This window comes from Kluyvera genomosp. 1, from assembly GCF_001266615.1.
Classification (GTDB): domain Bacteria; phylum Pseudomonadota; class Gammaproteobacteria; order Enterobacterales; family Enterobacteriaceae; genus Kluyvera; species Kluyvera cryocrescens_A.
In genome coordinates this window covers 149325-168266 of sequence record NZ_LGHZ01000011.1, presented here as the reverse complement: position 1 = coordinate 168266, position 18942 = coordinate 149325, and the positions used below count along the sequence as shown (strand labels likewise).

Annotated in this window: 16 protein-coding genes; 8 read left to right on the top strand and 8 right to left on the bottom strand. The window is 54.5% G+C overall.

What is annotated here, in order from left to right:
* Positions 1–232 precede the first annotated feature (232 nt).
* The gene (locus tag KP80_RS07225) at positions 233–1324 is read right to left on the bottom strand and encodes a YncE family protein (RefSeq protein WP_052282918.1); all 1092 of its coding nucleotides are present in this window, start codon (positions 1322–1324) and stop codon (positions 233–235) included.
* Between the two features lie 405 nt (positions 1325–1729).
* Between KP80_RS07225 and fhuE the strand changes: the two genes are divergently transcribed.
* Entirely contained in the window at positions 1730–3868 is a 2139-nt protein-coding gene (gene fhuE / locus KP80_RS07220; protein WP_231625913.1) for a ferric-rhodotorulic acid/ferric-coprogen receptor FhuE, read from the top strand.
* A 31-nt stretch (positions 3869–3899) separates the two neighbouring features.
* Here the strand turns inward: fhuE and KP80_RS07215 are convergent, their stop codons facing one another.
* Positions 3900–4838, bottom strand: coding sequence for a LysR family transcriptional regulator (locus tag KP80_RS07215; protein ID WP_052282917.1), 939 nt, complete (start codon positions 4836–4838; stop codon positions 3900–3902).
* Positions 4839–4956: 118 nt separating this feature from the next.
* Here KP80_RS07215 and KP80_RS07210 point away from each other — a divergent pair, with 118 nt between their 5' ends.
* Positions 4957–5697 carry a MipA/OmpV family protein gene (locus KP80_RS07210; protein WP_052282916.1) on the top strand — a complete coding sequence of 247 codons (741 nt, stop codon included), beginning with the start codon at positions 4957–4959 and terminating at the stop codon, positions 5695–5697.
* A gap of 77 nt (positions 5698–5774) precedes the next feature.
* On the opposite strand, the gene gorA is transcribed toward KP80_RS07210, so the two are convergent.
* Together gorA and KP80_RS07200 are read right to left on the bottom strand one after the other, a co-directional pair.
* The gene (gorA, locus tag KP80_RS07205) at positions 5775–7127 is read right to left on the bottom strand and encodes a glutathione-disulfide reductase (RefSeq protein WP_052282915.1); all 1353 of its coding nucleotides are present in this window, start codon (positions 7125–7127) and stop codon (positions 5775–5777) included.
* A gap of 105 nt (positions 7128–7232) precedes the next feature.
* Positions 7233–8075, bottom strand: a complete 843-nt coding sequence (locus KP80_RS07200) for a 23S rRNA (adenine(2030)-N(6))-methyltransferase RlmJ (protein WP_052282914.1) — start codon at positions 8073–8075, stop codon at positions 7233–7235.
* A 193-nt stretch (positions 8076–8268) separates the two neighbouring features.
* Here KP80_RS07200 and KP80_RS07195 point away from each other — a divergent pair, with 193 nt between their 5' ends.
* The gene (locus KP80_RS07195; RefSeq protein ID WP_052282913.1) at positions 8269–9540 is read left to right on the top strand and encodes an acid phosphatase; all 1272 of its coding nucleotides are present in this window, start codon (positions 8269–8271) and stop codon (positions 9538–9540) included.
* A gap of 1 nt (position 9541) precedes the next feature.
* On the opposite strand, the gene KP80_RS07190 is transcribed toward KP80_RS07195, so the two are convergent.
* Positions 9542–10435 carry a LysR family transcriptional regulator gene (locus tag KP80_RS07190; RefSeq protein ID WP_052282912.1) on the bottom strand — a complete coding sequence of 298 codons (894 nt, stop codon included), beginning with the start codon at positions 10433–10435 and terminating at the stop codon, positions 9542–9544.
* Positions 10436–10552: 117 nt separating this feature from the next.
* Here KP80_RS07190 and KP80_RS07185 point away from each other — a divergent pair, with 117 nt between their 5' ends.
* The 3 genes from KP80_RS07185 to rsmJ all read left to right on the top strand — a co-directional run bounded on the left by KP80_RS07185 (position 10553) and on the right by rsmJ (position 14056).
* Complete coding sequence (locus tag KP80_RS07185; protein ID WP_052282911.1) at positions 10553–11167, top strand: LysE family translocator; 615 nt, start codon at positions 10553–10555, stop codon at positions 11165–11167.
* An 85-nt stretch (positions 11168–11252) separates the two neighbouring features.
* On the top strand, positions 11253–13295 hold the full coding sequence (gene prlC, locus KP80_RS07180; protein WP_052282910.1) for an oligopeptidase A: 2043 nt from the start codon (positions 11253–11255) through the stop codon (positions 13293–13295).
* An 8-nt stretch (positions 13296–13303) separates the two neighbouring features.
* On the top strand, positions 13304–14056 hold the full coding sequence (rsmJ, locus tag KP80_RS07175; RefSeq protein WP_052282909.1) for a 16S rRNA (guanine(1516)-N(2))-methyltransferase RsmJ: 753 nt from the start codon (positions 13304–13306) through the stop codon (positions 14054–14056).
* Between the two features lie 175 nt (positions 14057–14231).
* Here the strand turns inward: rsmJ and KP80_RS07170 are convergent, their stop codons facing one another.
* Positions 14232–15431, bottom strand: a complete 1200-nt coding sequence (locus KP80_RS07170; RefSeq protein ID WP_052282908.1) for an NAD(P)/FAD-dependent oxidoreductase — start codon at positions 15429–15431, stop codon at positions 14232–14234.
* Positions 15432–15663: 232 nt separating this feature from the next.
* Here KP80_RS07170 and KP80_RS07165 point away from each other — a divergent pair, with 232 nt between their 5' ends.
* Entirely contained in the window at positions 15664–16173 is a 510-nt protein-coding gene (locus tag KP80_RS07165) for an RrF2 family transcriptional regulator (protein WP_052282907.1), read from the top strand.
* Between the two features lie 42 nt (positions 16174–16215).
* On the opposite strand, the gene uspA is transcribed toward KP80_RS07165, so the two are convergent.
* Positions 16216–16653, bottom strand: a complete 438-nt coding sequence (gene uspA, locus KP80_RS07160) for a universal stress protein UspA (RefSeq protein ID WP_035894835.1) — start codon at positions 16651–16653, stop codon at positions 16216–16218.
* A gap of 382 nt (positions 16654–17035) precedes the next feature.
* On the opposite strand from uspA, the gene uspB reads away from it, so the two are divergent.
* The gene (uspB, locus tag KP80_RS07155) at positions 17036–17371 is read left to right on the top strand and encodes a universal stress protein UspB (RefSeq protein ID WP_052282906.1); all 336 of its coding nucleotides are present in this window, start codon (positions 17036–17038) and stop codon (positions 17369–17371) included.
* A 51-nt stretch (positions 17372–17422) separates the two neighbouring features.
* Here the strand turns inward: uspB and pitA are convergent, their stop codons facing one another.
* Entirely contained in the window at positions 17423–18910 is a 1488-nt protein-coding gene (gene pitA, locus KP80_RS07150) for an inorganic phosphate transporter PitA (protein ID WP_052282905.1), read from the bottom strand.
* Positions 18911–18942: the final 32 nt, after the last annotated feature.

Genomic DNA, 18942 nt, shown 5'->3' with positions numbered 1-18942 from the left:
TATGGGTTATTTCGATAATCAATGATGAGTAAGTGATTAATATTAGCGTGGATATTCGAGAGCAAATGAATAGCGTGCTGTGGGGGAATATTAGCAGAACAGTCGGGGTATTTTATTGACTGCCCAAAGGTGTTCGAAAGCGCTGTGCCTATGCGACTGGCGACATATAGTGTCGGAACGGGCCCTTGGGCACGCCCCGACACGGTGTGTGGCTTAATGGCAATGGTGCAAATTAATCCAGCTTAATACGCGCGATGCTGTCCAGGCCTTTGGTTGAGTAATCTTTGTTGAAGTCCGTTTTGAGCGTGACGAATAGCGTTTTGCCATCATCAGACAGCAGCAGGCTATTCGGACGGCTGGTGAAATCCCAGCTCTGCTTCACGGCGTAGCTGGTGGCATCCAGACGCAGCACTTTCTTCGATTCACGCTGGCTGATGAAAATCTCATTACGTTTATCGTCGAACTTAATGGCTAACGCATCGCCGGCAATACGCTTAATCACCTTACCGGTGTGCTCATCAAACACCAGCGTGGTTTTGGCTTTGGAATCATCGGTAACAAACAGGCGGCCGGTTTTCGGGTCTTCCGCCATATTCAGCAGCAGGTACTCTTTACCATCACCCGGCGTCCAGCGCTGCTCAATCTTGTAGCTCTGTGGGTTAATCACCAGCACTTCGCCTGCGCCGTTAGTGGCGTAAATACGTTTTGTCAGCGGAGAGTAGATAATGCCGGTAACCCATTTACCTGCGTTATCAATACGCCCTTTCAGGGTCATGGTGTTGGCATCAACGATGGTGATGAAGCCAGGTTCCGCTACGCGGCCGATAAACAGCAGCCCATCGTGGAACAGCACTTCACGCGCGCCCGTTGGGTCACCGTCTTTGTCTTTTTTGCCATCTAACACCAAACGCTGCAGTACTTTGCCGCTTTTGGCATCGACTCTCGACACCGTGCCGTCCAGTGAGTTGGTGGTGTAGAACACTTTGCCATTGTCATCGACGGCCATACCGAAGTTTTTCAGATCGGTGTGGGTGGTGCCTTTCGTGGCAAGGGTCGCGGGGTCGAGACGATAAATCACGCCGCCGTTCACATCTTTAAAGCTCTGCGCGCTTGCTACAAACAGCGCGTTTTCGGCGGACAGGTAGGCCATCTCATACAGGCCATCGCCCAGTTCACGTTGAGTCACGGAGGATGCCGTCTTCAGCGCAGCGGCGCTTTCGGCAGGCTGCGCATTTTCAGCAGCAGCAGGCAGTGCGGTCAGGGTAAAAGCGGCAATAAGTGCGGCGGACAGGGCCGTTTTACGCGGGCTGAATAACGATACCATTCGAAACTCCATCTGTGGATAAGCGATTCCCGAGTGAGGCAAAGCCGCGGCGGGAGTATTTTAATAAGAATGAGAATAATAATTATTTATAAGTGTCGCGCAAACCCCCCAATTGCGTAGTACCGGGAGGTCACGCCTCTCTTGCACGCTCAGCGTGGCGTTATTCTGCCAACCTAAGCGTGCAAAATATCAGCAACATACTGATATAGAACACGTATATATTTACTTACATTTAACTGACAAAACCGCCTGTGATATTTAAAGCGAGTAATTATCATTAGCGTTCTCATTTGTTGCCGATATCGCTTCTTATGCAGGTCAATCGCTTACGGAAAAGCAGGTCATCTCCTGGCGCTGCGGGCGGAAGGGCTTCACTCACAACAACAAGATTTGATGGGAATACTTATGCATTTTTATGGCAGGGAAATTAGCGGAAAACCGCTGACGGTTTCACTCCTGGCGCTGGCGATACACGGCTTCATTCAGCAGGCACATGCGGAAGAAAAAAGTCAGGATATGGTGGTTTACGGCAGCACGGAAAGTGCTGCGGATGAACAGCAGGATTACGCGGTGAAAACCACTCGTGCGGGTACCAAAATGAATTTGGCGCCGCGTGATATCCCGCAATCTGTCAGCGTAGTTACACAGCAGCGTATGCAGGATCAAAACCTGCAAACGGTGGATCAGGTGCTCACCAACGCCACCGGTATTTCATCGCAGCAGATAGACTCCGAGCGTTCTTACTACTACTCGCGCGGTTTTGAGATTACTAACTTTTCCTATGACGATATTCCGACTTCAATAGGCGATGCGTGGAACTACGGTGACGCCGCCGAAGATACCGCGATCTACGACCGTATTGAGATAGTGCGCGGCGCCAATGGCCTGATGACCGGCGCGGGGGACCCCGGTGCCACGGTGAATATGGTGCGCAAACGCGCGGACAGTAAAACCGCAACCGGTAATATCAGCGCCAGCTATGGGAGCTGGAATACCCAGCGCTACGTGGCCGATGTGGCTACGCCGCTGAATTCCGATGGCAGCCTGCGCGGGCGCATTGTGACAGGCTACCAGGATCAGGACAGCTGGCTCGACCGCTACCATAAAACCAAGAAATTCCTCTACGGTGTGGTTGATGCCGACCTGACCGACCACACGACCGTATCGCTGGGCTGGGACTACCAAAAAACCAATACCGGTAACCCGACCTGGGGCGGTCTGCCAAGCCTCTACAGCAACGGCACGCGCACCCACTACGACCGTAGCACCAACTCGGCAGCCGACTGGACTCGCTACCAGGTTGAATCGCGTAAGGTGTTTGTCGACCTGACTCATGATTGGGATAACGGCTGGACTTACCGCTTTAACGGCACCCACGGCGAACAGACCTTCAACGACACGTTGCTGTACGTGATGGGGAATCCGGATGCGGAAACCGGTGACGGCGCAACCGGCTGGGGGAGTAAAGACAAAGGCAAACGCACCGTCGACTCTTTCGATACCTATGCCAGCGGGCCGTTCAAGCTGCTGGGGCGTCAGCATCAGCTGATGGCAGGGGCCAGCTACAGCCGCCAGCATAACGCCACAGAGAGCCAGGATGGGCCGATGGATGCCAGCCAGATTGGCATTTTCGACAACAACTGGAACGGCAGCGTCGCGCAGCCAACGTGGGGTGACTGGTATCAGAACGCCAATGATATTGTGCGGCAGAAATCGGCCTATACCGCGGCGCGCCTGTCGTTGGCTGATCCGTTATCGTTGATTATTGGCGCACGCTATACCCAGTACAGCACTGACGGCAGCAGCGGCGACATGCGTAAATACAACATCACGCCATACGGGGGCCTGGTTTACGATCTGACCGAAAGCCTGTCGGCCTACGCCAGCTACACTTCCATCTTCTCGCCGCAGACCAAACGTACTGCTAGCGGCACATGGTTATCGCCAATAACTGGCAAAAACTATGAAACTGGCCTGAAAGCGGACTGGATGGACGGACGACTGACCACTAACTTTGCGGTGTTCCGCATTGAGCAGGAGAATGTGGCTGAAGAAGTGAGCGGCGAGTTTGTGAATGGCGGTAGCGAGCAGGCGTACCGGGCAACCAGCGGAGCGGTGAGTAAAGGGGCCGAGTTTGAAGTCAACGGCGCGGTAACCGATAACCTGCAGCTGACCTTCAGCGCCACGCGCTATGTTGCCACGGACAACGATGGCCGCTACAACAGCTTTGCCCCACAGACGCACCTTAAACTGTTCACCCGCTACCGTGTGCCGGTGATGCCAGCGCTGACCCTTGGCGGCGGTGCCAACTGGCAAAACGGCGTCTACAAAGATGTGACCGGACCGGACGGCGAAACACAGCGTCTGCGCCAGGGCAGTTACCCGCTGGTGAGCCTGTTTGCGCAGTATCAGGTTACCAAACAGCTGGCGGTGCAGGCGAACGTCAACAACCTGTTTGACCGCGAATATTACTCCTACCTGGATGATTCGGCCGTCTACGGCGAGCCGCGCAATGTCTCGGTGAGCATGAACTATTCGTTCTAAAACTACGCCCCGGTTTTGCCGGGGCACGCCGCTAGCGAGGTTGTGCCACCTGGCGGCGGATCTCTTCCAGCACCGCATCGAGAATAAACTGCACGCGCCACGGCTGATATTCGCGTTTGCGGTAAATGGCCACCAGATCGAGCCACCACTCATATTGCTCGGCAAAGCAGGGGGCCAGGACGCCGGCTTGAATGTCGGCCTGTACGCTGTTTTTCGGCGCAAAGACAATGCCCAGACCGTTGCGTGCCAGCTCAAGGGCGGATTGATTATTGTCGCAAATGTAGTTGCCGGTGACGCGGAAATCGCGGACTTCTTCACTTCCCGCGAGGCTAAAGCGCCAGATGTTAGCGTTATCGACCAGCATGGAATCCTGCAGGATGCATGAATGGTGTTCCAGCTCTTCCGGTAAATGGATCGGGTGCTTGGCCAGATATGCGGTACTGGCAAAAGCGCTAACGGCATATTTAGTGATGAAGCTGGCAACCAGCGATTCATTCTTAGGCTGCACGCAGGAAATTAAAATGTCGCAATCATCGGGGAAATCAGAACCCTCGTAAAAAGATTTAGGTTCGAGGTTAAATGTTTTTAAATAGAGACTAATGTTTCCGATGTCTTTTATGGTATTGACAACGTTGCGTGCTAAATAAGCATTGATCATCGTCGGTGAGTAAATAGTGACGCGGCCATTTTTCTCATGCTTATAGTCATCAATGAAATTATTGAGCTGGTTTTCTTTTTCCAGGAGATCGTTTACGTAGGGCAGAAGCGATTCGCCAAAGCGCGTCAGTGAGAGATTTCGGGAGCTGCGTTCAAAAATTCTCAATCCAATTTTTGATTCAACATCAGAGAGATACTTGCTCACATTGGCCTGCGCCATGCCAAGAATAGCGGCCGCGTGGCTGATGTTTTCGCTGGCTGCAATGACCGCGATTATTTTTAATTCCTGCGGCTTAATCTGGAGTTTTTTCATCGTTTGGCTCTATATATAAAACAATATAGTGTTATATAAATATTGAGATTGCAGCAATATAAATACGAACATTATCATATTTGGTATTAGGGTATGATATTAGGTTGGAACAACAGGAATGTCAATTAAGCGTAATGCCACGCTGCTTCTGGCGCTGTCTTTTATCGGTAATGCCGCGGCAAATGAATTATCTCTCGGGGCGGCGGTAATATATAACGAGTCAGCCTATCGCGGATATAATAAAAATACACATGTAGTGCCTATCGGGAATTATGAAAGCGATTCATTTTATATTCGCCAAACCACACTGGGCTATGCGTTATTTAAAGATAAACGTGATGAAGTCAGCCTGACCGCATCGTGGATGCCGCTGACCTTTGATCCGTCCGATAACGATGATCGTGCGATGAAGTGGTTGGACAAACGTGACAGCACGGCGATGGCCGGCGCTGCATGGTATCACCATGAACGCTGGGGCAGCCTGAAACTGTCGGCTGCCGCGGATATTCTGGATAACAGTAACGGTTGGGTTGGCGAAATCTCCTATTTCCGCGTGCTGCCCGTTGGCAAATTATCGATAACTCCGGCGCTGGGCGTTTATTACTACGACGCGAGCTTTAACCGTTACTACTACGGTGTGTCCGGCGCGGAGTCCCAGCGCAGCGGTCTGGCCCACTGGTCGCCGGGTAGCAGCTGGATGCCGTACGTCGGATTAACGCTCAAATACCCGCTTACCCGCAATCTGGTGCTGCTGGCGAATGCTTCGTACAGCGTGCTGCCAGATGAAGTCAAAAACAGCCCAATGGTCGACCGGGATGACAGTTTTACCCTGCTGACCGGCGTGAGCTGGCGCTTCTGATGGTGCCTGCCGCCAGACTCTCGAGATAAAAAAAGCCAGACTGCTGTCTGGCTTTTTGTCTTTCCCGGTGCACTAACTTAACGCATGGTCACGAACTCTTCTGCCGCCGTTGGGTGAATTGCCACGGTGTTGTCGAAGTCTTTCTTGGTCGCGTCCATTTTCAGCGCCACGGCGAAGCCCTGCAGCATTTCATCCATCCCGAAGCCGATACCGTGAATGCCGACAATCTTCTCTTCCGGGCCGACGCAAACCAGTTTCATACGGCACGGCTGGCGGTGTGAGGTCACGGCGGTATACATGGCGGTGAAGGAGGATTTATACACCTTCACGGCATCATCACCGTACTGTTCACGCGCCTGCGGCTCGGTTAAACCGACGGTACCGATTGGCGGGTGGCTGAAGACTACGGTCGGAATATTGCTGTAGTCCAGGTGTTCATCCGGCTTGTTGTTAAACAGGCGTTCGGACAGACGGCGGCCTGCGGCTACCGCGACTGGCGTCAGTTCAACCGCGCCGGTGTTATCCCCCACCGCATAAATTCCGGACACGTTAGTGTTCTGGAACTTATCAACGACGATGTAGCCTTTGTCATTGGTTTTCACGCCCGTTGCCGCCAGATTGAAATCATCCGTTGCCGGTTCGCGGCCAATTGCCCAGATCAGGCAATCCACGGTCTGGCTGCGGCCATCTTCCAGCTCCAGAGTCATGCTGCCATCGGCATTCTTCACCACGGCTTTTGGAATGGCATTGGTGTGCAGCTGCGGGCCTTCAGCGTTCATCACTTCCACCAGCGTCTCGACGATCAGCGGATCAAAAGTACGCAGCGGTGCGTGTTTACGCACGAACAGATGAGTTTCCGCACCCAGGCCATTAATCACACCGGCCAGTTCAACGGCAATGTAGCCAGCCCCGACCACCGCAACGCGTTTTGGCAGCGCCGGCAGTTCGAAGAAACCGTTGGAGTCGATACCCAACTCGACGCCCGGAATATTCGGGTGGCTAGGACGGCCGCCGGTGGCGATCAGAATGTGATCGGCAGTGATCGTTTCACCGTTGACTTCAATGGTTTTTGCATCGACAAAGCGCGCAAAGCCTTTAATCACGTCGACCTTGTTCTTACCCAGTACGTTGTCGTAGGAGGTATGAATACGGTCGATATAAGCGGTACGGCTGGCGATCAGACGGTCCCAATCGAAGTTATTGATGGTGGCGTCAAAACCGTAATCCGGGCCATACAGGTGGATAGCTTCGCGAATTTGCGCGGCATGCCACATCACTTTCTTCGGTACGCAACCCACATTGACGCAGGTGCCGCCCAGGTCTTTGGCTTCAATCAATGCGCATTTCTGGCCATACATGGCTGCACGGTTGATTGAGGCGATACCGCCGCTGCCGCCGCCGATGGCGATGTAGTCGTAATGTTTGGTCATGGCCGCTCCTCAAACGTTCAATGTCGGACAGGTGAGCGTCATGCCCACCGTCAAAATACTCGCGATTGTATACCTGAAATTAATAGGTTCCACCGATGTCTGCGATTACTCCGGCACAATCCAGTTGACCAGCGTATGGCCGATGCCGGTCGGTACCAGCTTGCTGTGCAGCCACGGCAGAACGTTGTTCATCTGGGCTTCGAGCTTCCACGGCGGATTGATAACAATCATGCCTGACGCGGTCATGCCGCGCTGATCGCTGTCGGGGCGCACCGCCAGCTCGATCTGCAGGATTTTACGAATGCCGGTGGCTTCAAGGTCTTTGATCATGCGCTTGATCTGTGCGCGCAGTACCACGGGATACCACAGCGCGTAGGTGCCGGTAGCAAAACGCTTATAGCCTTCATGAATGCCCGCAACCACTGCCTGATAGTCGGTTTTAATTTCGTAAGGCGGATCGATGAGGATCAGGCCACGGCGAGAAACCGGCGGCAGCTTGGACTTCAACTGCTGGTAGCCATCGGCTTTTTCCACGCGCGCACGGTTGTCCTTCTGGAACTCAGAGCGCAGCAGCGGGTAATCGCTTGGGTGCAGCTCGGTCATCTGCAGGCTGTCCTGCTCGCGCAGCAGCTGGCGGGCAATCAGCGGTGAGCCAGGGTAGTAGCGCAGCTGGCCGCTACGGTTAAAGTGCTCCAGCACGGAAATATACGGCTTCAGCTCTTCTGGCAGATCGTCCTGCTGCCAGATACGAGAAATGCCTTCCAGGTATTCCCCGGTACGCTCGGCGTGTTCACCGCTCAGCTGATAGCGGCCTGCACCGGCGTGGGTGTCCAGATAAAGAAACGGTTTTTCTTTCTCTTTAAGTGATTCAATGATCAGACTCTGAACGGTATGTTTTAGGACGTCGGCGTGGTTGCCAGCGTGAAAGCTGTGGCGATAACTGAGCATGGATGCAGAGATTCCGGGAATTAAACAAGATAACCGACAGTTTACCGCAGATCTGCTCAGATTACTGCTGTACCGCGACGTCGTTTCCATTGTGGCATTTATGTTGCAAAACATGACGGTGTCATAAAAACGTCAAGCAGCAGGATTAGCGTCAACCGCAGGCAAGGTAATTGTTTGAATAAAAGGAAAAATAATGAAACTGCAAATCACGTTGTTGGCTTCGGCGCTGGTGCTTGCGCTGCCAGCATTGGCAAAAGACGTTTCCGTCTCTCAGGCGGCGGCCATCGCCAACGGCGTCACGCCGGCGGCGGAAAGCCAGGCATTTGATACGCTGGAAGGCCAGTCGCTTACCGCGCTGCGTGCGGCGCTAAAAGGTGATGCCGCGACCCTTACGCGTGACCAACTCGAGCACGCAAAGCAGAGTAAAACTCAGGCTGACAAAGCCTGGCTCAAAGCCAGCGGTTATGATTTCCAGGCTAAAGCCAATCAGCAGGCCGGAATCGAACTGCTCTCTTCTTTCAGCACGCTGCCGGAAGCGGTGGTGAAGCAGAACCTGGTGACGGTCACCGACATTAACCGTGATGCCAGTCAGAGCACACGTCATCAGGCGTTGGCCGATGCCGAAGGCATTAACTATCTCTATTTCCTTAGCGATGCGATGGGGCCGCGTCTGGGTAAAGCGTTTATCACGGCCTACGACAAAGGGGAATTGAGTAAAGCGGCGGCGTTAATCAAAGCTTCAGAAGTCAGTACGGGGGCGGCGAAAAAACACTTCAACAACCCGCGTCCGTTCCTGATTCAGGGGAATACCATTCACCTGGTGCCCGATGATGTGGTGGTGAAAGATAACCACCCTTACAGCGCGGATGCGGGTTCGTTCCCCAGCGGCCACACCAATACCGGCTATACCGATGCGCTGCTGATGGCGCAGATGATCCCGGAGCGTTTTGACGCGCTGGTGACTCGCGGTGCGCGCTACGGTTATTCGCGTATTGTCCTTGGCGTCCACTATCCGCTGGATGTCATGGGGTCCAGAATGGTGGCGGAGCGCAACGTCGCCCATTACCTGAACGATGCGAAATACCGTGTGCTGTTTAATGAAGCTCGCGATCAGCTGCGCACGGCGCTGGAAAAAGAGTGTGGTACGACGCTTGCCGAATGCGCCAAAACAACGGGCAAAGACGACCCTTACCGCGACCCGGCGATGCGGGAATTCTATCATTTCACGATGACCTATGACTTGCCACAGCATAAAGGCGAAAAGCAAACGCTGACGGTACCGGATGGGGCTGAAGTCTTGCTGGAGGCGGCACTGCCAAATCTTTCAGCGGCCCAGCGCCGTGCACTGATGGCGAAAACCGCGCTACCGGCGGGCTATCCGCTCTCCGGGACCACGGCCGATCAGCAGTTCTGGCAGCGCGTGAACCTGCCGGCGGCTTATCAGATGGCGAAGAAAACGCATTAATCTAGCGTAGATAGCTGAGCGAGGGCGGTACCGGCTGCGGTATCGCCTGTTTTAATCCCTGATACAGCGTATCGACAGTTGCTGCGTGAGGTGTCCCTTTCGGCCAGACCAGCCAGTAGCCGTCGCCCGTCGCCACCGCCTCGTTAAACGGCAGCGCCAGCAGCCCGCTTTCAATGGCTTCCAGGCTTAGCAGTAAATCCCCAACCGACACGCCGTGGCCGCCGATGGCCGCCAGATAGCCGTGCTCAAGGGTATCGAACACTTTACCGTGTGCGGTGTTGAGTGCGTCGTGCTGTTGCGTCCGCTTGAGCCAGCGCCGCCAGTCGCGGCGATCCGGTGAAGGGTGAATCAACTCACAGCTTGCAATGTCGCGCCGCACCTTATCGATGAGCGCTGGCGAGCAGATAGGCACCAGCCATTCCTCAAACAGCAAGCGGCTCTCGGTGTCCGGGCCAAAATGACCGTTGCCGAGCAAAATCGCGCAATCATAGGGCTCGCGCTTAAAGTCCACGGTATCGGTATCCATCCAGACGCTGGCCAGCTCAACCGGCGGCGTTGGACAGTTTTTTAGTGCAGACAAAAGCCAACGCAGCGTGAGCGTGGAGGGGGCTTTTAGGCGCAGCTCCTGACGGCGACGGGCAAATGTCTCGCAGGCGAGTTCCAGGCTGTGAAAACCTTCACCGAGCTGAGCGGCAAGAACGCGACCGGTAGCGGAAATCTCCACGCGCGGTCCGTGGCGGCTGAAAAGCTCGCAGTCAAACCACTGCTCCAGCGTGCGGATATGACGGCTGACGGCGCCGGGTGTGACATTGAGTAATTCAGCGGCTTTGCTGAACGACCCTAACCGGGCGGCGGCTTCAAAGGCTCGTAGGGCATACAGCGGTGGTAGAGGCATGATGTGTGTCTATTGTGAGTTTAACTCACATTGAAGCGCAGTTTTTTGCGTTTTTCAACGCGCGTGGTCCACTCAATAATAGCGGGCATTGCTCGCTCTGGCGTAAGGATTCTCTGGATGAATGTTTCCCTGCTGACGGCCTATACGCTGGCCGTTTTACTTCTGCTTGTGACCCCCGGCCCGGTGGTCGCGTTGATTACCGCAACGGCGGCGCGCGACGGCCGACGCCGGGCGTTCGCCACGCTGGTGGGCACCAATTCGGCATCACTGATGCTGATGCTGCTGGCGATGCTGATGCTGCTAGGCTTGGTAGCGCTATCGCCCCTTTACCTGTCATTGCTGGGCATTGCCGGTTCGCTGTATATCGGCTGGAGCGCGCTGGCTGGGTTGGTGAGTCAGGCTAAGCCTTGCGAGGCGGTGAACCATCGCGGTGGTGTCATCAGGGGCTTTCTGACCGGCATTGCCAACCCGAAAGATATTCTGTTTTTTGTCGCCTTCTTTCCGCAGTTTATCGCCGTCACCGATAACTTTGCTTTTAGCATGGCGACGCTTTCGCTGGTATGGACGGTTTTGGATGTGCTAGTGCTGTCGCTGTACATCCTGGCGGTGACGAAGTGGTTGCCTGGTCAGCATCACCGCCGCCTGGAGCGGCTTTCATCGCTGATTTTGCTGGCTATCGCGGCGGTTGGTCTCTTCTACAACGTGGGTGAAATGAGTACCCACTATCATTGAAATTCCCCCAACTATCCCCCATTCTAGATCTATCGCTAAAGCGCCGCTGAGCGCTTCATTTCTTTCTTAGACCAGGACTGCGCATATGACCAATCCATTACTGACCCCCTTCGAGCTGCCGCCGTTTTCCCAAATTCAGCCAGAGCACGTTGTTCCTGCCGTCACCAAGGCGCTGAACGACTGCCGTGAAAATGTGGAACGCGTCGTCGCGCAAGGGGCGCCGTATAGCTGGGAAAACCTCTGCCAGCCGCTGGCAGAAGTGGACGATGTGCTGGGGCGTATTTTCTCGCCGATTAGCCACCTGAACTCGGTCAAAAACAGCCCAGAGCTGCGTGAAGCCTATGAGCAGACGCTGCCACTGCTGTCTGAGTACAGCACCTGGGTTGGGCAGCACGAAGGGCTGTACAAAGCCTACCGCGATTTACGCGATGGCGATAACTACGCGACGCTGAGTGTGGCGCAGAAGAAGGCCGTGGATAACGCGCTGCGTGATTTTGAACTCTCCGGTATTGGTCTGCCGAAAGAAAAACAGCAGCGCTATGGCGAAATCGCCACCCGCTTGTCTGAACTGGGTAACCTCTATAGCAACAACGTGCTCGATGCGACCATGGGCTGGACCAAGCTGGTGACCGACGAGTCCGAGCTGGCTGGCATGCCGGAAAGCGCGCTGGCTGCGGCGAAAGCCCAGGCCGAAGCGAAAGAGCAGGAAGGTTTCCTGCTGACGCTGGATATCCCAAGTTATCTGCCAGTCATGACCTACTGTGACAATCAGGCACTGCGTGAAGAGCTGTACCGCGCCTACTCGACCCGTGCTTCTGACCAGGGGCCGAATGCCGGTAAATGGGACAACAGCCCGGTCATGGAAGAGATCCTCGCGCTGCGCCACGAGCTGGCACAGCTGCTGGGCTTTGAAAGCTACGCCTTTAAATCGCTGGCCACCAAAATGGCCGAGAACCCGCAGCAGGTGCTCGACTTCCTGACTGACTTAGCAAAACGCGCCCGTCCGCAAGGTGAAAAAGAGTTAGCCCAACTGCGCGCCTTTGCCAAAGCCGAATTTGGCGTCGATAATCTGCAGCCGTGGGATATTGCCTACTACAGCGAAAAACAGAAACAGCATCTGTACAGCATCAGCGATGAGCAGCTGCGCCCATACTTCCCGGAAAATAAAGCCGTTAACGGCCTGTTTGAAGTGGTGAAACGCATTTACGGCATCACCGCCAAAGAGCGTACCGACGTTGATGTTTGGAACCCGGAAGTGCGCTTCTTTGAATTGTACGATGACCACAACGAACTGCGTGGCAGTTTCTACCTTGACCTGTACGCTCGCGAACACAAACGCGGCGGGGCATGGATGGATGACTGCGTCGGGCAGATGCGCAAGCTGGATGGCACGCTGCAAAAACCGGTCGCCTACCTGACCTGTAACTTCAACCGTCCGGTCAGCGGCAAACCCGCGCTGTTCACCCACGATGAAGTGATCACCCTGTTCCACGAATTTGGCCACGGTCTGCACCATATGCTGACTCGTATTGAAACCGCTGGCGTGTCCGGGATTAGCGGGGTGCCGTGGGATGCCGTCGAGCTGCCAAGCCAGTTTATGGAAAACTGGTGCTGGGAGCCGGAAGCGCTGGCGTTTATCTCCGGTCATTATGAAACCGGCGAACCACTGCCAAAAGAACTGCTGGATAAAATGCTGGCGGCGAAGAACTACCAGGCCGCGCTGTTCATTCTGCGTCAGTTGGAGTTTGGCCTGTTCGATTTCCGTCTGCACGCCGAATTCAGCCCGCAGCAGGGGGCGAAAATTCTGGAGACGCTGGCCGAGATTAAAAAACAGGTTGCCGTGGTGCCAGGCCCAAGTTGGGGCCGCTTCCCGCACGCCTTCAGCCACATCTTTGCTGGTGGCTACGCGGCGGGGTACTACAGCTATCTGTGGGCTGACGTGCTCGCGGCGGATGCTTTCTCTCGCTTTGAAGAGGAAGGTATTTTCAACCGTGAAACCGGCCAGTCGTTCCTCGATAACATCCTGACCCGCGGGGGTTCTGAAGAGCCAATGGCGCTGTTCAAACGTTTCCGTGGCCGTGAACCTCAGCTCGACGCGATGCTGGCGCATTACGGAATTAAAGGCTGATTATTCGCGTGAAAATCTGCTTAATGGATGAAACGGGCGCCGGAGACGGCGCCTTATCTGTTCTTGCCGCCCGCTGGGGACTGGAACACGACGATGACAACCTGATGGCGCTGGTGATGACGCCAGAACATCTGGAACTGCGTAAACGTGATGAGCCGAAGCTTGGCGGCATCTTCGTTGATTTTGTCGGCGGTGCGATGGCGCATCGGCGTAAATTTGGCGGTGGTCGCGGTGAAGCGGTGGCGAAAGCCGTTGGCATCAAAGGTGACTATCTTCCGGATGTGGTGGATGCGACGGCGGGTCTTGGCCGTGATGCGTTTGTGCTGGCGTCGGTTGGCTGCCGCGTGCGGATGCTGGAGCGTAACCCGGTGGTTGCCGCGCTGCTCGACGATGGCCTGGCGCGCGGGTACGCGGACCCGGAAATCGGCGGTTGGTTGCAGGAGCGCCTGCAACTGATTCACGCTTCCAGCCTGACGGCGTTAACCGATATCACCCCGCGTCCGCAGGTGGTGTACCTCGACCCAATGTTCCCGCATAAGCAGAAAAGCGCGCTGGTGAAGAAAGAGATGCGCGTGTTTCAGTCGCTAGTGGGGCCGGATTTAGATGCTGATGGGCTGCTGGCACCTGCGCGTCAGTTAGCGACTAAACGCGTGGTCGTAAAGCGCCCGGATTACGCTCCGCCGCTGGCGGAGGTAGCCACGCCGAATGCGGTGGTGACCAAAGGGCATCGCTTTGATATTTATGCCGGGACGGCAGAGTAGTTTCCCCTAACCCTCTCCCCGACGGGGAGAGGGTACCGTTTGGTACGGTTTGCGGGTTGGAGTGCCTGAACCGGTGGTCTTTAATGCTTGAGAGCGGTGAAGTTCGTCGTACTCCCCCTCCCTGTGGGAGAGGGGCGGGGTGAGGGCAACCGCGAGCGCCATTGCCCCTTATTGCTTAAACAAACGGCGCGTACGGATCCGCCATATCAAACGCCGCCGTTCTTTCCGCTTTTGGTGGGTAAATCAACTCGCTGACGATCGACACCTTCAGCTTTTTGGCCTCTTCGCGAGTCAGTTTCACCTGCTGATCCCAGCCTTCAGAATACACCGCACCCCATGCCCCCAGATCCAGACAGGTGACGTACATCTCCTGACGATACGGCAGCGGTGCGACATCCAGCAGGCTAGCCGCCGCGTTATTGCCAGCAAATTTACCCAACAAGATAGCGTGTTGGCAGGTCATCAGCGCATGGTTGCCTTTGTCATCGGTCGCTGCGTAGGCCACGTCGCCGGTGGCGTAGATATCGTCATGGCCCAGCACCTGTAGATTATTGTCCACGTGCAGGCGGCCCTGACGGTCGCGCGGCGCGTCAATCTGCGATGTCAGGCTGCTCGCTTGAACGCCGACCGTCCAGATAACCGTTTGTGAGGTAATCACCTGTCCGTCTTTGAGCGTGACGCCGGAGGCATCAACGCTTTCAACTTCGGCATTCACCAGCCACTCGACGCCCAGTTCGGCAGAGGCTTCGATGATCACGTCGCGCAGCTCTTTGCTCCAGCGTCCTCCAGGTTGGGCACCACGTTCAACTACGACAACTCTGGTCTTAGCATCTTGCCCCAGAATTTCGCGCAGACGGCCCGGCAGCTCCAGCGCCATTTCAATGCCGGTAAAGCCACCACCGCAGACAACGACGGTATTGCGCGCGTCACTTTCCGGCTGTTGGGACAGATCCTTCAGGTGTTGCTCCAGCACGCTGGCACTTTCTAACTGGTCGAGATCGAAGGCGTGTTCCGCGGCACCCGCGACCATACCGCGATTGACGTTGCTGCCGCTGGCCAAAACCAGGCGGTCGTAACGGCGCAGACGAATCTCACCGTTTTCATCTTTCCAGCTCACTTCTTTGGAGGCGGGAAGAATTTGCTCAACGGTGCCACGCAGGAAGTTAACACCGGTTACGTCGAACAGTGGCTGCAGCGGAGCAACCAGAGTCTGGACGGCGCTTTCATAAAAACGTGGACGCACTCGCAGCTCGGGTTGTGGTGCAATCACCGTAATATCAATAGATTGATTGTTTAAGTCGGCCAGGCGCGCGGCGCTCAGGGCTGCCCACATACCGGCAAAGCCGGCGCCGACGATCAGAATTTGTTTACGCATTGGTTTTTTCTCACTGGTGACTACGATTTGTTGACTCGGATTTTATTGGTCGTAGTTAAGAATTGCAATGTGGATCCACATTTAATGACAAATTAGCTAACGGTTTTCTATTTATCTAATTGATATTCAATTGATTATATTTTTATGGTTTCTGGTTTCATGTCGAGCGTCTGGAATCTGTGAACCGAAAAAGATACAATTAACTCAGATTAATTTTGGCTGAGATAAGAGTATGGCATTCTACAGTTCTGGGGTTGAGTACGGCATTCATAGCCTGATGTGTATGGTGGACAGCAAAGGCGATGCTCGTGACATGAGCGTGCGTGAAATCGCCGAGCTGCAAAGCGTACCCTACGATTATCTAGCCAAAATATTCACCCGTCTCTCTAAGGCTGGGCTGGTGCGCAGTATCGAGGGCAAAGGCGGCGGCTTCCAGTTGGCGAAACCTGCCGAGCACATTACGGTGCTGGATGTGGCGAATGCCATTGATGGCGATAAGCGTATTTTTGAATGCCGTGAAATTCGCCAGCGCTTAGCCGTTTTTGATGAGCAGCCACCGGAGTGGGCCTGTGAAGGTATTTGCGGCGTGCGTTCGGTGATGGATATGGCGCAGCAGCGAATGGAAGAGGCGCTGGGTCAGCATACGATTCTCGATCTGGCGCGCAAAATGTACCGCAAAGCGCCGGATACTTTCGTGGTGGAAGTGCAGGAGTGGATCGCCGGGCGTAAGGGCGACAAATAAAAACGCCTGCAAAAGCAGGCGTTTCTCGATGCTCGACGGGACTTATTCTTCTTCGTCGTCGCGCAGCGGAACAATCAGCATATCGACGTGGACGGTGTTGATCAGCTGACGTGCAGACGACATCAGTTTGCTCCAGAAGTCCTGGTGGTGACCGCAAACAACCAGGTCCATATCGTATTTCTTAATGGCATCAACCAATACCTGACCCAGATCGCCGCTGCCGCTCAGGGTTTCGGTGATTGGATAGCCCGCGCCGGTAGACAGCTCGCTCAGCGCGTGGTGGGTTTCTTCAGAAATGCGTTTTTGCATATCGCCCAGGTTAACGTCAATAAGACCGGTGTACAGGTCTGAATAGTTCACATCAACGTGAATCAGAGAGACTTTAGCATTGTAAGGGCGAGCCATAGATACCGCTTTTTCGACCAGCACTTTGCTTTCTGGTGAAAGGTCGACGGCAATGAGAATGTGTTTGTAAGCCATGGTGTTACTCCTTCCATAAAGTTGTCGATGACTGTTGGACCAGACAGCCCATACGCTGTCCCTTGCCCGCGTCCTGCGTGCAACATGCGCGGGGTTTGCCATTAAAGACCTAATTGTAGTAGATATTTCTACCTTATCTTGGCCTTTAGGCGCCGTCAATCCATCCGGTTCGCCAATTAGTTAAACAAATTATTCCATTCTTCGTATTGATAACGATTAACCTTGTGGTAAAAAATTTAACTGATCTCCTACACTATTAAATGAGCCGATCGAATATTTAAACGTGATCGGTATCGCACTCTTTTACTGAGCCGTTGGTTGGATATGGGGAAGCGGTATGTTCCTGGAGATGTCTTTGGGAACTGGTCGCCGGGGAGGCGTTATGATCAGCACGATTGCGCTGTTTTGGGCCCTGTGTATCGTTTGTGTTGTGAATATGGCACGTTACTTTTCATCACTGCGTGCATTATTGGTTGTACTACGTGGTTGCGATCCCTTGCTCTATCAGTACGTTGATGGCGGTGGTTTCTTTACCTCCCACGGCCAGCCTGGCAAGCAGGTGCGCCTGGTTTGGTACATTTACGGACAGCGCTACCGCGATCATCATGACGACGAGTTTATCCGTCGCTGCGAGCGGGTGCGTCGGCAGTTCATTTTGACCAGCTCTCTCTGTGGACTGGTGTTGATTAGCTTGATTGGCCTGATGATTTGGCACTAAGCAAAAAAAAACGGGCCAGTTTCCTGACCCGTTTCTCTTTGTTTCTGATGCTTAGATAAGCTTCAGAGACAGCCAGTACAGTACACCAGACAGCAGAATAGACGCCGGTAAGGTGAAGACCCAGGCCATCAGGATGTTGGTCACGGTTTTTCTTTGCAGACCACCGCCGTCAACCACCATGGTACCCGCCACGGAGGACGACAGTACGTGGGTTGTTGAAACTGGCATCCCGGTATAGCTCGCCAGGCCGATGGAGACTGCAGAGGTCATCTGCGCCGCCATACCCTGCGCGTAGGTCATCCCTTTCTTACCGATTTTCTCACCGATAGTGGTTGCCACGCGACGCCAGCCGATCATCGTACCCACGCCTAATGCCAGCGCGACGGCCATGATAATCCACACTGGAGCGTACTCGATGGTGCTCAGCATGTCGGTTTTCAGCTTTTTCAGCAGACGCTGGTCATCGGCATTCACTTCCGGCATCTTCGCCACTTTATCGGTGGTATCGGAGATACAAAGCATAATGCGACGCAGCTGACCGCGCTGTTCAACGGAGAGCTTATCGTAGCTTTCGATGTTGGCCAGCATGGCTTTGGTGCGGTCGAGCGCATTGATGGTATTCGCCGGGTGACAGTGGAATTCCACTGCTGCCATCGCTTCCGGAGTCAATTTCTCAGCGCTGTCAGCCACTTTCTGCAGCAACTCAGGGCGCTGCTGGAAGAAGGTTTCAACGTTGTTGACGGCATCGCGGGTACGGGTAATTTCGTAACCGGAAGCATTCATATTGACGACGAAACCTGCCGGGGCGACGCCAATCAGTACCAGCATAACCAGACCAATGCCTTTCTGACCGTCGTTGGCGCCGTGGGAGAATGCCACGCCAATCGCCGAGAGGATCAGAGCAATACGGGTCCAGAATGGCGGTTTTTTCTTACCGTCTTTCTTTTCACGTTCAGCAGGAGTCAGGTGGATACGGGCGCGTTTTTTGGTACCGCTCCAGTAACGACGCAGCAGGAAAATCAGACCACCAGCGACGACCAGACCCACGATTGGCGAGATGATCAACGACGCGAAAATGTTAATCACTTTCGGGATGTTGAGAGCATCAACCACTGAAGTGCCGGTCATCAGCGCATTGGTTAAACCAATACCGATGATAGCGCCGATCAGCGTGTGGGAACTGGACGCAGGCAGACCGAAGTACCAGGTGCCGAGGTTCCAGATGATAGCAGCCAGCAACATGGAAAAGACCATGGCGAGGCCGTGCGCGGAGCCCATATTGAGCAGAAGATCCGTCGGCAACATATGCACAATCGCATAGGCTACACTCAGACCGCCCAACAGAACGCCGAGGAAGTTAAAGATTGCCGCCATAGCAACCGCAAGCTGCGAGCGCATGGCGCGGGTGTAAATAACGGTAGCAACCGCGTTAGCCGTATCATGGAAGCCGTTAATGGCTTCATAGAAAAGAACAAACACAAGTGCCAAAACTAACAACAGCCCGGTATGTAAATCCAGGCCAGCGAACAAATGTAACATAGGACGTTACGCCATTTTGAGGACATGAACGC

Excerpts from the sequence above, each read along its gene's own strand:
- KP80_RS07225 (WP_052282918.1), bottom strand. The coding sequence starts at position 1,324 with ATGGTATCGTTATTCAGCCCGCGTAAAACGGCCCTGTCCGCCGCACTT.
- fhuE (WP_231625913.1), top strand. The coding sequence starts at position 1,730 with ATGCATTTTTATGGCAGGGAAATTAGCGGAAAACCGCTGACGGTTTCA.
- KP80_RS07215 (WP_052282917.1), bottom strand. The coding sequence starts at position 4,838 with ATGAAAAAACTCCAGATTAAGCCGCAGGAATTAAAAATAATCGCGGTC.
- KP80_RS07210 (WP_052282916.1), top strand. The coding sequence starts at position 4,957 with ATGTCAATTAAGCGTAATGCCACGCTGCTTCTGGCGCTGTCTTTTATC.
- gorA (WP_052282915.1), bottom strand. The coding sequence starts at position 7,127 with ATGACCAAACATTACGACTACATCGCCATCGGCGGCGGCAGCGGCGGT.
- KP80_RS07200 (WP_052282914.1), bottom strand. The coding sequence starts at position 8,075 with ATGCTCAGTTATCGCCACAGCTTTCACGCTGGCAACCACGCCGACGTC.
- KP80_RS07195 (WP_052282913.1), top strand. The coding sequence starts at position 8,269 with ATGAAACTGCAAATCACGTTGTTGGCTTCGGCGCTGGTGCTTGCGCTG.
- KP80_RS07190 (WP_052282912.1), bottom strand. The coding sequence starts at position 10,435 with ATGCCTCTACCACCGCTGTATGCCCTACGAGCCTTTGAAGCCGCCGCC.
- KP80_RS07185 (WP_052282911.1), top strand. The coding sequence starts at position 10,553 with ATGAATGTTTCCCTGCTGACGGCCTATACGCTGGCCGTTTTACTTCTG.
- prlC (WP_052282910.1), top strand. The coding sequence starts at position 11,253 with ATGACCAATCCATTACTGACCCCCTTCGAGCTGCCGCCGTTTTCCCAA.
- KP80_RS07170 (WP_052282908.1), bottom strand. The coding sequence starts at position 15,431 with ATGCGTAAACAAATTCTGATCGTCGGCGCCGGCTTTGCCGGTATGTGG.
- KP80_RS07165 (WP_052282907.1), top strand. The coding sequence starts at position 15,664 with ATGGCATTCTACAGTTCTGGGGTTGAGTACGGCATTCATAGCCTGATG.
- uspA (WP_035894835.1), bottom strand. The coding sequence starts at position 16,653 with ATGGCTTACAAACACATTCTCATTGCCGTCGACCTTTCACCAGAAAGC.
- uspB (WP_052282906.1), top strand. The coding sequence starts at position 17,036 with ATGATCAGCACGATTGCGCTGTTTTGGGCCCTGTGTATCGTTTGTGTT.
- pitA (WP_052282905.1), bottom strand. The coding sequence starts at position 18,910 with ATGTTACATTTGTTCGCTGGCCTGGATTTACATACCGGGCTGTTGTTA.